General features: G+C 37.9%; 10 protein-coding genes. 1 reads left to right on the plus strand and 9 read right to left on the minus strand.

The window, feature by feature from the left end:
- Window positions 1–7: 7 nt before the first annotated feature.
- From KQP93_RS15405 to wecA (KQP93_RS15445), 9 genes are all read right to left on the minus strand, one after another.
- The gene (locus tag KQP93_RS15405; protein ID WP_217875110.1) at window positions 8–2,257 is read right to left on the minus strand and encodes a polysaccharide biosynthesis tyrosine autokinase; all 2,250 of its coding nucleotides are present in this window, start codon (window positions 2,255–2,257) and stop codon (window positions 8–10) included.
- 14 nt (window positions 2,258–2,271) lie between these two features.
- Window positions 2,272–2,706, minus strand: a complete 435-nt coding sequence (locus KQP93_RS15410) for a low molecular weight protein-tyrosine-phosphatase (RefSeq protein ID WP_166339957.1) — start codon at window positions 2,704–2,706, stop codon at window positions 2,272–2,274.
- Window positions 2,707–2,714: 8 nt separating this feature from the next.
- Window positions 2,715–3,830: a polysaccharide export protein gene (locus KQP93_RS15415; RefSeq protein WP_217875111.1), complete on the minus strand. Its 1,116-nt coding sequence runs from the start codon at window positions 3,828–3,830 to the stop codon at window positions 2,715–2,717.
- Between the two features lie 1,554 nt (window positions 3,831–5,384).
- Window positions 5,385–6,566: a glycosyltransferase gene (locus KQP93_RS15420; RefSeq protein ID WP_217875112.1), complete on the minus strand. Its 1,182-nt coding sequence runs from the start codon at window positions 6,564–6,566 to the stop codon at window positions 5,385–5,387.
- A 130-nt stretch (window positions 6,567–6,696) separates the two neighbouring features.
- Window positions 6,697–7,935, minus strand: coding sequence for a lipopolysaccharide biosynthesis protein (locus tag KQP93_RS15425; protein WP_217875113.1), 1,239 nt, complete (start codon window positions 7,933–7,935; stop codon window positions 6,697–6,699).
- Window positions 7,932–9,029 (minus strand): hypothetical protein, encoded by a 1,098-nt coding sequence (locus KQP93_RS15430; protein WP_217875114.1) that lies wholly within the window; start codon window positions 9,027–9,029, stop codon window positions 7,932–7,934. Before KQP93_RS15430 ends, KQP93_RS15425 begins: the two co-directional genes overlap by 4 nt.
- Entirely contained in the window at window positions 9,029–10,024 is a 996-nt protein-coding gene (locus tag KQP93_RS15435; RefSeq protein ID WP_217875115.1) for an ATP-grasp domain-containing protein, read from the minus strand. The genes KQP93_RS15430 and KQP93_RS15435 overlap by 1 nt, the downstream gene beginning before the upstream one ends.
- Window positions 10,021–11,082: a UDP-N-acetylglucosamine--undecaprenyl-phosphate N-acetylglucosaminephosphotransferase gene (gene wecA / locus KQP93_RS15440; RefSeq protein ID WP_217875116.1), complete on the minus strand. Its 1,062-nt coding sequence runs from the start codon at window positions 11,080–11,082 to the stop codon at window positions 10,021–10,023. Before wecA (KQP93_RS15440) ends, KQP93_RS15435 begins: the two co-directional genes overlap by 4 nt.
- Before the next feature lie 116 nt (window positions 11,083–11,198).
- Window positions 11,199–12,296, minus strand: coding sequence for a UDP-N-acetylglucosamine--undecaprenyl-phosphate N-acetylglucosaminephosphotransferase (gene wecA / locus KQP93_RS15445; RefSeq protein WP_217875117.1), 1,098 nt, complete (start codon window positions 12,294–12,296; stop codon window positions 11,199–11,201).
- Window positions 12,297–12,648: 352 nt separating this feature from the next.
- On the opposite strand from wecA (KQP93_RS15445), the gene KQP93_RS15450 reads away from it, so the two are divergent.
- The gene (locus KQP93_RS15450; RefSeq protein WP_217875118.1) at window positions 12,649–13,554 is read left to right on the plus strand and encodes a Wzz/FepE/Etk N-terminal domain-containing protein; all 906 of its coding nucleotides are present in this window, start codon (window positions 12,649–12,651) and stop codon (window positions 13,552–13,554) included.
- Window positions 13,555–13,606: the final 52 nt, after the last annotated feature.

The following is a 13,606-nucleotide window of genomic DNA, read 5'->3' on the forward strand; positions in this document are numbered from 1 at the left end:
ATCCACGTTACTTATTTGATTTATATTCATAATTATAGTACCCATAATACCCATAATACCCATAAGCATTGCTCGCTTTTTTAAGTACGCCATTAAACACCACGCCCTTAACATCAATGCCATTTTGTTCAAAACGGTTACGTGTTAGCTCAAGTTCGCGCACATGGTTTTGGCCAAAGCGTGTAACTAGTAAGGTACTGCCCGCATGGGCACTTACAATTGCAGGGTCTGTAACGGCTAAGATTGGTGGTGTATCTATAATTATAATGTCGTAATGCTGTTTAATGGTGTCGATTAGCTTAGAGAAGCGCTCGTGCATTAATAACTCAGATGGGTTTGGTGGTATTTGCCCGCGAGTAATTAAGTGTAGGTTTGGTACCTTAGTTTGCTTAATTACATTTTTAAGCTCTAAACGGCCCGATAAAAAGTCACTTAAGCCGTTTTCCCACTTATCGTTAAAAGATTTTTGCAGGTAACCCTTGCGCATGTCGGCATCAATAATAAGTACCTTTTTATCACTTTGTGCTAGTACCGTTGCTAAGTTAACCGATACAAACGATTTACCTACACCTGGGCTTGGTCCCGATATTGCAATTACGTTGTTTTTGGCTTCCATCATCGCAAAGTGTAAGCTGGTACGTAAGCTACGCAGAGCTTCTATTGATAAGTCAGCTGGGTTTTCAACTGCTAATATAGTGTTAGCTTGCGTTGTTTTGCGGTTTTTCATTCTTCCAAACGACACTAGCTTATCTTGATGATCAGAAAACGGTACGCTTGCATACACAGGTAAGCCAAGGCCTTCAATTTCGCTTGGGTCTTCAATCCCTTTATGAATTGCTTTTTGAATTAACACTATAGCAACTGCTAACATGCCACCCAGCATGGTTGCAATAACCACAATCAGTGCTTTTTTAGGTTTAACTGGTTTAGATAGGTTAACCTCTGCGCGGTCAATAATACGCACGTTACCTACCGTACCTGCACGTACAATATCTAGCTCTTGTGTTTTACCTAGTAACATCGTATAAATTTGGTTACTTACTTCAACATCACGCTTTAAGCGTAATAGCTCTTGCTGAGTCGAAGGTAAGTTAGTTACTTCGCCTGTTAAGTTTTTCTTTTGTTTTTCTACCGCTTCAATTTGCTCAAGCACTCCTTGGTACGTTGGGTGGCTTTCTTTAAATTTGCGGCTTAATTCAAGGCGTTTTAGTTCTAGCTCTTGTAGTTTAGTTTCTAGCTCTACAATTTGCTCAAGTACGCCTTGAGTCTCAAGGGTAATGTTTACTGACTTTTGCTTTATTTGGTAATCGTTAAAACGTTTTTCGGCATACTCTAGCTGCTTTTTAACTTCTGGCAATTGTACTTCTAAAAACTCAAGTGACTTTTGTGCCTCTGCACTGTTTCGGTCAATATTACGGCGCACATAAATAGAGGCTACTTTATCAAGTACTTTTTCGGCGTATTGGGCGCTCTCGCTTTGTAGCGTAAGGGTAATAATGCCCGAGTCTTTACCTTTTTCGCTGGCACCAATAGCTGCCTGTAAATCTAAAATGGTATTTAAGCGGTCGCGTTTGGTAATTGTAAACTCAGTACCTGGGCGTGCGTTAATACTACGAATAGTTAAATCAATAATACCGTTAGAAAGCTCTTGGCCAACATTGCCTGTTAAAATGGTGTCGCCATCTTCGTTTTGCAGCTCAACCTGGTTATTCTCTAAAGCAACAATTATGAACTCTTTATCAATATGAAAACTTGGTACATCGAATCTAAATACGTCGATACTTTCGCCGCCCCAAGCATATGAGCTCGCGCCCCAGCTTGACTCAGCTACTTCACCTGGCGACTGCGGCTTAAAACTTCTGAAAGCACGGTTACCAATCATTGGGAATAATTTTGGCTCTACTATTACGTCTAGGTTTAGGGTATCTACCGCTTCACCAATTACTGAGCGTGATTTAAGTAGCTCTATTTCGGTTACAGCCGCAGAAGTACTTTCGAACATACCGCTCATGTCATCAAAGCCAGGTACCGAGGCACTGCTGTCTTCAACTTGTATCATGGCACTTGCTTGGTAAACAGGTGCAGCATACATAGCGTAAATAACACCCACCAGCATGAATACAGCAGTAACTGCAGCGATAAAATATTTACGATCGAGTAAGGCGCCTACTAGCGCCATTAAATCGATTTCTTGAGAGTTTTGTGTGTTTGCACTGCCCGATTTATTACCAGACAGACTAGAAGGCTGAGCATTCATTAATGCAAGTTTCCTTATAAATACTTTTGCCAAGCGCTGCAGGCGCTATCGATTAGGTCGTACACATGTTTAAATGCTTCTTCGCTTTGGCGGTAAGGATCGGGGATCTCTTTATCGCCAATCCACTTACCTAGCAAAAAGGTTTTGCCACGAGCTTGCGGGTAACGTGAGCATAGGTCGTCTAGGTGGCGTTTTTCCATCACCAAAATTACGCTATTTTGCATAACTAACGACGAGCTAATTTGTCGGCCAGCATGGGCCGACATATCAATACCTTGCTCTTGAGTCAGCTTTTGTGCCATTGCATCGGCCGGTTTACCTTCTAATGCGGTTAAACCTGCCGACGATACTGCAATATTTTTACCTTGTAACTTACTTTTAAGTACATACTCGGCAGTTGGGCTACGGCAAATGTTACCTGCACATACTACTAATACTGAGTCAAACATACTTAACCTTAGTTATTCGAAATATCGTTAACAGAGTCAACTGTTGATACTGAAGGTAATAATAGGCTAATTACACGATTCCAACGCGCAAGCGGTGCTGATGTAACATACACAATATCGCGAGGTTGTAATTCAAACTGCTCAGCAAGTACCAGTGCTGCAACATTTTTTGCGTGAAGTTGGTAAACATCAGCAATAATGCCGTCTTTTTCTAGGTCGCGCTTACGTAGTACAAAAATACCATTTGCATCAGCTGTTGCTTCTCTAATACCGCCAGTATCGCTAAGCGCTTGTGCTAGGTTTAAACCGTAGCGGTCAACATTTACTGTGCCTGCTTTTTGAATATCGCCTAGTACGTATACTTTTTGTTTATCGTCGCGGTTAACATGCACAATATCGCCATGCTTTAATAAACGATTTTGCGAAATATCACCGTGAGCGTAAAAATCGTCTAGTTTGATTTCTTCTGTTTTGTCACCACGAGTAAACGTAACTGTGCGCCAATCAGCGCGGTCTGTTAAACCACCCGCTTGGTTTAAGGCATCGATTAGTGTAAGTGGAATTTCGGTTACTGGGTAAACACCTGGGTTTTCTACTTCGCCTGTTACGTAAGCTTTTTGGCTTCTAAAACCAACTACTTTTACATCGATTTGTGGGTCTTCGATTACGCGGCTTAGGCGTTTAGCTAGGTCTTGGCGTACTTGAGCAACTGTGCGGCCAGCAGCTTTAATATTTGGTGCATAAGCAAATGTAATAGTGCCATCTGTTTGTACGCGGAAGCCGTCGAACTCTGCAGTACGTTGTACTGCGGCAGGAATGGTTAATTCAGGGTGATCCCAAACGCCAATCGTTAATACGTCACCTACACCTAATTTGTATTCATAGTCGCTTACGTTTACACCGGCTAAGCTATTAGGTTGACTAACTTTTTTGCTGTTTGCTTTTTGTTGATTTATTAATGAAGAGTCAATAATTTGGATATTAACTTTTTCGAGGTCTTTTTCTAAATTCTCGACTTGATCACCTGAGTCAATGCCTTCGTAGTGACTACCCGGAATAATCGTACAACCACTCACTGTGATAATAGACAAAGATGCTAAAAGGAGTTTAAATTTGAACGCCATTCTTCTTCCCAAAAGATTGTTGTATTTTGATTAACGTTTGCTAGCTTAAGCTGGCTAATTAAAGCATGCGAGCTTGTTATACGCAAGTTAACAAACCAAACAGGCCGATATAATTCCCGCATAGGTAATTCAACACTTTTAAGGCTCTGTACATGTTGAATCTAGCCGGATTTTAAATTAATTAGGTACTATAATTTTTTTACTATTTTGCGCTTTTAAATACTAAAGCATTGCAAAATTATGAAGACGTATTCATTGGAAGTGACTGCCTAATTTGTAACTTTGATTAAAAGTTAGCCTTCCTTTTAGTAATGTACATCCTTTAAAGCGGCTAAATTATATCTTCTACGGTCAGAATATCAATCTTATTTCCTATTTGGTTACAATTTTTAGGCTGATGAAGCTGGGAATAGATAACTTTAAACAATTATTCACATTGAGAGTAAGAGCCATAACCCTATATTCACAAAGAGGATAAGAGACACTGCGCTTTAGAGGGATAGTTTACTTAAAGTGTGATTGAGTTTGAATTGCGTATTTGTTCTGTTGCCTCTGTGCTATCTGTGAAAGGAATATTGAACCACAGAGGACATAGAGGCGCTGCGCGCTACACAGAGAATACCAAATGATCACAAAGAAACGATGGGAGCGCTGCGCTTAAGAGAAAATAATGTTTTGGTTTCCTCTTTCTTTTCTCGTTCACTTCTCATTGTGCAAAAAATGATTGAACCATAGAGGTCACCGAGGCGCTTCGCGCTACACAGAGAAAGCCAAATGTTCACAAAGAGATTATGAGACGCTGCGCTTAAGAGAAAGTAATGTTTTGGTTTCCTCTTTCTTTTCTCGTTCACTTCTCATTGTGCAAAAAATGATTGAACCACAGAGGACATAGAGGCGCTTCGCGCTACACAGAGAATACCAAATGATCACAAAGAAACTATGGGAGCGCTGCGCTTAAGAGAAAGTAATGTTTTGGTTTCCTCTTTATTTTTTCGTTCACTTCTCATTGTGCAAAAAATGATTGAACCACAGAGGACATAGAGGCGCTGCGCGCTACACAGAGAAAGCCAAATGTTCACAAAGAGATTATGAGAGCGCTGCGCTTAGAGGTGTAGTTTATTTAAAGTGTTATTGAGTTTGAATAGCGTATTTGTTCTGTTGCTTCTGTGCAATCTGTGCAAAAAATGATTGAACCACAGAGGACATAGAGGCGCTTCGCGCTACATAGAGAATACCAAATGTTCACAAAGAGATTATGAGACGCTGCGCTTAAGAGAAAGTAATGTTTTGGTTTCCTCTTTCTTTTCTCGTTCACTTCTCATTGTGCAAAAAATGATTGAACCATAGAGGTCATAGAGGCGCTACGCGCTTCATAGAGAGACAAAATGTTCACAAAGAGATTATGAGAGCGCTACGCTTAAGAGAAAGTAATGTTTTGGTTTCCTCTTTCTTTTCTCGCTCACTTCTCATTGTGCAAATACTTTCGCGCGAAATAAATTTCACGCCTACATAAAAGACATTTCATCATACAAAGAGGCTAAGAGGCGCTGCGCTTTAGCCTAAAATATCGTACCAAGGGGTGATACCAAAACTATCGTTTAGCAAATCACTATTATTAGGTTTTGCTTTGTGAGTGTTTATTCTTTCCAAACTCATCGTTAGCGCTTCAACCAGGTGTTTATTGACCGTTGAGTCGTTTTGCTCAACTTTATAAAGCACACCTAAATCTGTTGGGTAAACATCGCTTATCTCTAAGTTATAATCTGAAATAGCGAAATTGGTCATAATTTCGCGTGGGCCAGACAAACAATCCGCAGTAATTGCATACGTTCCTAACACCACAGACTCGGCCAATACATTCGGAAACCCCTCAAAAAATGAATTCAAAATAAAGCAGTCAGCATTAAACAGCCATGCTGGAGCGTTGTTTTGATGGCCGACCAATTCGGCGTTGATATTCAAGGTTTCGATTGTATTTTGTAATGTACTTTTTAATGGGCCAGAACCAACAATGTAAAGCTTGTCGTTACGATTAGTCTGCTTATTGTATTGGTGAAAAGATAACAGTAGAGAGTTAAACTGTTTTTGATCGGCTAACCTGCCACAAGACACAAATGTAAGTGCATTATTTTGTATCTTGAATGGAGGCTCAGCAGATTTTGCATTGCGAGTTATTTTCTCAACAGCAACACTGTTATAAATTACTTTAATTAAGCTACTTTTAATTTTGAAATTAGTTTCGAGATCTTGCTTTATCGCATTTGAATTACACAAAACGCCAGTAGCTTGGTTATAAAACCGAGGCAGTAATGTCTTAGCCACAGCTTGCTTAAGCTTATTGCTATACTGATTAGATAGATAATTTCTAACATTCAAGTAAATTGGGGTACTTGAGTTAAGGGAGCTATTCTTAAATGCCTTGATCGTCAGCACATTACTCCACTCTAAGAAAGAAAAAACAGCTTCGTATTGATTGCTTTCAGCTAACTGTTTTAAACCTTTAAAGCTTCGATAAAGTAATTTTAATTTACCAAAAGTTCCTTTCGGTGGAGTGGCAGTCAAGGGAGTGTATGTAAGCTCACTAGCTTGCTCTAGCATATTTTGTTCAGCAGGAAGAAGTGATGTTATTTCGACATCATACTTATGTACATAAAGACTCGCTATTTTTACTAACTGCCTCTCGGCGCCTCCATTTTCCATCTTATCGACTAAAAATAAAAGTTTCGGCTTGTGCACTTATAAACTACCTGCTGAGTATCATTAAAAAATAATGAGAGTACTAAATTACACTCTCAATTTTTGAGTTGACAAGGGTCTCATGTGTAACACATTTAACACCTTAATTCGTTATATTCCATAAAGCCATTTACAGTTTAACGACACTATGTTTGTGCTTTTGGTACGCGGAAAATAACCCGATAGCTAAAATTAATCTTGCGATAAGCATAGCTATTACAAAACCAAACAAATCCATTAGATACACAGACATGCACATGATTATACATGAAATAATGGAGCTATATACGGTAATTTTTCGATAATCCTTGTCGAAACCATTCGCCAACAAAAAGCCTTGACCATAGGTATTAGCTACACCAACAAAAACACTACTTAATGCTAGAACAATTAAATATTGATAAGACCCAGCATATTGATTACCTAAAAAAGTTGTGACTAGCCACTCGCCTTGTACAAACAAAATAGCTGTCATTACTGTTGTTACCAATAAATTAGCTTGCAAAACTTTTGTTAAGTTACCATCACCTGTTCCGGCTTTGCTCAAAATTGGAAAAACAGCTTTCGCAAAAACGTTTTGAACAATAAAAATAACACCAACAACTTTAATTGCAGAGGCCAAAAGAGCATAGTCTAATTTGCTGTAAAATGCAGCCAGAACAATGATAGGCAAGGCATTGTACAAATTAGGTGCCAACAGGCCAGTGAACACATTTGCACCCGATTTAATTTCATTAATACAACCTTGTTTAATTTGTTGCCAATTAATTGGAAAGCGAATGTATTGACGAACAATTATTGTCGAAAGCAACAACCCTGCAAGTAAAGTGGGTAAACTCATCGAATGCAATGCAGTAGCAAGATCATTAGGCCCTTTCACTAGTAACAAAATAACCAATAAATGCACCACTTTCGACGCTGCAGATAATATTGCCAACCAAAGCGTGTTAGATGTACCTATATAAAACCATGTATTTGTGAGCATATAACCCATTAAAAATGGCAAGCCAATTGTTAAAACAAGTATCGACGTTTCTGGCGGGTACATAACTAGCGCTGCTAAATATGCGCATACGATATAAAGCACTAAAAATATTAGCCTATAAGCAAAATGGTTAACAAAAATAGCGCCCTTTTCGGCTTTAGACTCTGCTTGTGAGAGCTGACGCACCCCCACATAATTACTGCTATAATCTACGAAGGTGTACCCGAACATCACGATTGTCATAATTAGCAGGTACACACCATACTGCTCAGGACCGAGCACACGAGAAAGTATTGGAATACTCAATAGTGGAATTAATAAATTAAGTCCATCTATTAAGCCTATTCCAAACAAGTTAGATAATAGTTGTTTTTTTATGCTCATTTAATAGTATGAGGATAGCTAGCATTTCGATTTTGATATTCTAAAATTGCTTTATTAACAATTTCACCATTTTCAATTTCTACAGCTTGAGCAAGAATTTCATTGTTGCTATAAGATGTTTTGCTAGCGCAAATATCATCTAAGAACGGTAACAATGCTTTGCTTAATTCGTATGATGAGCTATTCCAAAACAAGGTTGGAGTATGATCTACAGCGTAGTAATAAATATGGTCTTTAACTTTGAAACCGGGTTCATCAAAAGATGTTGGTTTGGCAAAATCAAAACCCATAGCTAAGTCACATGACACATCAATAATCATGGCATTTTTTTTCAGCTCGAGAACTTCTTCATCTCTAACGAAATCTACAGGGTTATTTGGGTTTTGTAGTATGCAGTTAACAATAATGTCTGCTGTTTTTAGCTTTTCGATTATACGTTCTTTACTGTTATGAAAAGCACGGTTCTGCTTTACTCGATATTGCGAATAAATCACACCTGGGATTTGGTTTTGAATTAAATGCGCTGGTCTTTGGGTAAAAACTTCAATTGTGTTGATCCCCTGAGACTGAAGGGCCGTTACAGCACCACGACCTGTCGAACCAAAACCAATTACAATTGCTTTCATCGGTTTAGAGTATAAACCGGTAACACCATTGAGCTGTAAACAATGATTCAATGAGGCAAAGCCTGCAATTTCATTATTTTTATGAAATATATGATGTTTACCGCTAAACATTGCTTCAAAAGCAACAAGAGTCAGTTTCTTATCAATTGCTGTTTGAGTGATTTCGGGACCTTGAACACAATGCGGCCAACCATAAATAGTTTGGCCTTCTTTAAAGTTCGCGTTATCTTTTTCAGAGAATTTTGGCAAGATTAATATGTCACACTTTGAGAATAACTCTTGTCTTGGCAGTATTGCTGCTACCTTATCTTTATACTGGTTTATATCGAAGCCAAAATCCTGAGCGTAACCTTCTTCAAAAACCATTTTACTTAACAGGTTATCTTCTACTGCATCAAAGTGTTCTGGATGAATTGGAATTCGCTTTTCATTTCTTTTTAAAGAACTGCCAAATACACCTATTAACATTATGCTTCCTTTTCTTTTAACTGACTTAAAAATGCTTCAATTCTTAGATCCCAACACTGATTCTTGCAATATTCACCTTGCTCAAAAACAAATTCATTATTGATGTAGCGGTACCGCCCTGGCACATCATTAATATACATTTGAGAAGGTGCAATTGCGCCAATGATAGGTTGAATCTCATTGACATAGAATTGACCTGATTGATCTTCAAATATATCTAATGCAACTGTACTAAACTCTGCTTCTTTTGCAAATTTCCTTGTTATTTCAAGTAATTGCTTTGGAGGATCTTCCCAACCAACAAGCATTGAACCGCTAGCCATGTTATTGTCACCAATTAACTTCTTATGGCCAAAGTAGCTGTCATGTAACTTTACGATGCGCCATTCCCACTTAATATCAAGATACTGTTGGCAAATCATATAATGAGATTGCCTTCGACCAAGTCGAGGGTATGGAATGCCACGCTTTTTACCAATTGGGCAGTAACCTAATGCTAGCTCAGGATCAAATCGACCAAAGATTTTTCTAGCTAACTTTTTAGCTTGAGCAGGTGTTTTTAGTATTTTTACAGAAATGCCACTCGCACCTACATTACTTTTACTTACTAACGGAAACTCACATTTATCAAAGAATTGATAAGCATCTTGTTTTGTCGCAAAAACATGGGTAGAGGGGTGCGGTAAATTATATAATTTTGCCCACGTATGCATATTGCGCTTACTTTCATATACAGTGAGCTCTTCAAAGCTTGGATAAATTGGAATACCAAGCTTTTTATTTAAAACATAAGCTCGCTCATCATACATCTGTTTGTGCGCCTCTAAAGTACAAGGAGGGCGAATAACAACCCCGTCAAATTCCCCGTGACTTAGTCGCTCAAACCAATCTTCAGCCAATAAATCAATGTGTTGGTACTCTATCCCCTGCAATTCACACGCTTTTGCTATCGATTGCTTTCCATCAGGCAGATATGAACATACTGCAAACTTCATTCACTTGCCCCTTTTCTAAACTTTCTCATAAAGGTTAGTACTTTCCATATGTGGTTTATTAAATAGCTATAAACAAAAAACACCACTAAAAATACAAGTAAGCTAACTGTTTCGCTTACCTGCTCTAGACAAATGCCTAAACACGTCATTAAAAGGGAAAGCCCAGAAATCAATAATAAGGTTTGTCTAGGAGTTGCACCTGCGCGCATAAATATATGGTGTAAATGTTCGCGATCAGGCTTAAAAGGAGAGTCACCCTTTCGGATTCTTCGGATCATGATTGCAGCCATATCAATTAACGGTACAGCTATGATCCACAATGCTGTTACTGGTGCGAATGCGGGGGTTTTTGACTGTGTTCCGATGCATAACAGCCAGATAATAGTGAAGCCAATCAACATGCTTCCTGCATCACCCATAAATATTTTTTTATACTTTTTTATAGGCCAATTTAAGTTAAACATTAAATACGCAGTGATAGCTCCGACAAAAAACACACATAAAATATACCAATCAATATTTGCGGTGAAGAGCAAAAAGGCTAACGCTGTGAAGGCTATCAACGATAAAAGACCAACTAAGCCATCAATACCATCAACCATATTAAAAGCATTAATACATCCAACGACTGCAAGAACTGTGAACACTACAGAGAAGTGCCCTAGCTCTATGTTCTGGAATGAAAATAAGTTACCAAGTGATAGCAATTTATAATCCAGAAGAAATATCATTGCTAGAGCGATAGAAACTTGCACAAATAACCTTGGCTTAACCGATATATCTTTGTAATCATCAATAACGCCAATAGTTACCATCAGGCCAGATAACAAAACATAAGAGATGACTTCTAGGGTCATTGGAAAGAAAATTAAAACGCTTAGGCTTATTCCAATAAAGACACAAATTCCTCCAACTAGAGGGATTGATCCTTCATGGAGCTTTCTGTGATTTGGTCGATCAACTAGTCCAAATTTAAACGCAATTGGTTTTGCTAACCATACTTGCAAGTAAGTGATCAAAAAAGCACTTAAAATAAAAGAAAAAATTTCAATTGGCATTCGTTTAGTTAATCCGAGTGTGATAAATACAGAGCTGAAAAATCAGAGCATTGTAATACAAGAACGATACCCCGAGCAACTGAACCACCTAGAAACACAACTCGAGCAGATTAAAATCAGGTATTTCTCTTCTTAATTAATTTGGCTTGCCTATTAAATCTATAAATTTTAAACGAAAGCTTCCTTGTATATTTTAGTATGTTCCAAATATTACTTATAGCAGCGTAGTAAATAGAGAACATTAGTAAAAAGCCAAAGAACATGACTGTCTCACTTAAGGCTTCCTTCTCCCCATAGATGCCAAATGAAGAAAAAATAAGGCTCATTAAAAATATTAATAAAAGTACACTTCTAGGAGAAAGGCCTGCTTGAAGAAGAATATGGTGCAGATGCTGTCGGTCAGCTTGAAAAGGAGAACGACCGCTACGAATACGAGATAAAATTACCGCCGTCATGTCTAATAAAGGAACTGCTACTATCCACAAAGCTGTCACGGGTCTAAAACCGCTTTGCTCACCTTGAGTGTTAATGACAAGTAGCCAAACCACTGTAAACCCTATAAACATACTACCTGCATCGCCCATAAAAATTTTTCTATAGCGAGTACCAAATACACCTAAATTGAAAATTAAGTAAGGTATCAATGAAAAGATTATTAGAATAGTAAATAAGTTTTCTTGATTTTTTATCGTAAGTAACAATGCAATTGATGACATTGTATTGATCGCCATTGCTCCAAGCAAACCATCTATACCATCGACCATATTAAATGCATTGATCATTGCGACAACGGCTATATAGGTGACCACAATGCCGAAAAAGCCTAAGTTCACATCACCGAATGAGAATAAATCGCCTAAATTCATTAAATAACTATCTATGGCGAAAATCATGAACGTGGCAATTAACAGTTGAAATGCAATGCGAAATCGAACACTTAAGTTATGCTTGTCATCAGCAACACCTAATATGACCATCAAGCCAGCTGCACATAAGTAGCTTAGTAGCTCAGAATCAATTGGTAGCCAAATACTGCTCGATAGTACAACACTGCAAAAAACAGCAATGCCACCTATTAATGGTACATGCCCGTTATGTTGCTTACGGATACATGGTTTATCAACTAACTCAAAACGAATTGCGAACGGTCTTAATACTTTTATAGCGGCTAGCGAAAAAGCAAAAGAACTCAAAACAGCTAAGAAAAAGTCCATATTTCCCCCGCACCAACATTCCTTGGTACATTAAAAAGGTTAAACACAATACAAAATCTAATTACTAACGGTATGTGAACATAAAAAGTGTAAACATTTTGTAGTTATTGACGGTGAATTTGTAAACGCGTAACACTTTTGCAATTCATTTTAGCAGATGCTTTTTGTTTATCCACTTGCTCTGAAAGATAGATGACTATTAATTTTAGAAGCATGCGGCTACTTTAAATTTTTACGCTTCCTATAATACATAATTCAATTAGTGTTTGAGTTGCTACTAGTAACCGCTAGAAAGTTAGGTATAATTCGCAGGCTAAAATATCTATTATTTTTTCCATAAGGTTTTGAAAAAATGCTCAATAATGAAGCTGCTCATAATACAGTCTCTCCCCCGGAATTAGGTGAGATCCTCGCCTCTCTATGGTCTTTCAAAATCTACATAATTATTATTTGTTTTGTTGCTGGTTTGGCTTCTATTTACGTTGCTATTAATACACCCAATGTTTATCGTTCTGAAGCATTACTCGCACCTACTGAAGACCTTCAAGGCAAGAGCAATGAAATGAGTAGCCAGTTGGATGGCTTAGCCACTTTAGCTGGCTTAGGTAGCTTAGATAGTAAAGGTTTTAAAACAGAAGTTGCACAAGCTAAAATCCTCACAAAAGAGTTTTTATATCGGTTTATCACTGAGCATGAGCTTATCTTAGATATTTTAGCTGTTAAAAGCTGGAATCGAGATAGCAAGGAAGTAACTTATGATGATGAAGTTTATGATGCCGAAACTAAGAAGTTTATCCTTCCTGATGACTTAAGCCTAGAATGGTTAACATATAAAGTTATGAGTGAGAACCTAATCATAGATAAGGTTCGTGGTGGCTTTATTAGTATTTCTTATGAGCATCCATCTCCTATAGTTGCCCAGTATGTTGTTGAGAATGTTGTTAAAGATATCAACAACCAGATGCAAAACTTTGATATTGAACAGTCTAATAAAAGCATTAAATACTTAGAAGAAAAACTGCTGCAAACCAACATTGCTGACATGCAGGCTATGTTTTATCGTTTGATTGAAGAACAAATTAAAAATAAAATGCTTACTGAGATTAAAAGCGAGTACATTTTCACAACATTAGACCCTGCCATTGTAGCTGAGGAAAAGTCGGGTCCTCGTCGCGTTTTAATCATTATTGTTAGTGTTTTATTAGCTGGTATTTTTGGTTGTTTTATTGGCTTAATTCGCTTTTACAGAGGCCGTTAAGTTGTTACCACTCATCACTATTTATATGCCAACACAAAACCGAATTAAGTGT

The sequence above is a fragment of the Pseudoalteromonas shioyasakiensis genome (assembly GCF_019134595.1).
GTDB classification, from domain to species: Bacteria; Pseudomonadota; Gammaproteobacteria; order Enterobacterales; family Alteromonadaceae; genus Pseudoalteromonas; species Pseudoalteromonas shioyasakiensis_A.

Coding starts and splice junctions, on each gene's coding strand:
- KQP93_RS15405 (WP_217875110.1), bottom strand. CDS start 2,257: ATGAATGCTCAGCCTTCTAGTCTGTCTGGTAATAAATCGGGCAGTGCA.
- KQP93_RS15410 (WP_166339957.1), bottom strand. CDS start 2,706: ATGTTTGACTCAGTATTAGTAGTATGTGCAGGTAACATTTGCCGTAGC.
- KQP93_RS15415 (WP_217875111.1), bottom strand. CDS start 3,830: ATGGCGTTCAAATTTAAACTCCTTTTAGCATCTTTGTCTATTATCACA.
- KQP93_RS15425 (WP_217875113.1), bottom strand. CDS start 7,935: ATGAGCATAAAAAAACAACTATTATCTAACTTGTTTGGAATAGGCTTA.
- KQP93_RS15430 (WP_217875114.1), bottom strand. CDS start 9,029: ATGTTAATAGGTGTATTTGGCAGTTCTTTAAAAAGAAATGAAAAGCGA.
- KQP93_RS15435 (WP_217875115.1), bottom strand. CDS start 10,024: ATGAAGTTTGCAGTATGTTCATATCTGCCTGATGGAAAGCAATCGATA.
- wecA (WP_217875116.1), bottom strand. CDS start 11,082: ATGCCAATTGAAATTTTTTCTTTTATTTTAAGTGCTTTTTTGATCACT.
- wecA (WP_217875117.1), bottom strand. CDS start 12,296: ATGGACTTTTTCTTAGCTGTTTTGAGTTCTTTTGCTTTTTCGCTAGCC.
- KQP93_RS15450 (WP_217875118.1), top strand. CDS start 12,649: ATGCTCAATAATGAAGCTGCTCATAATACAGTCTCTCCCCCGGAATTA.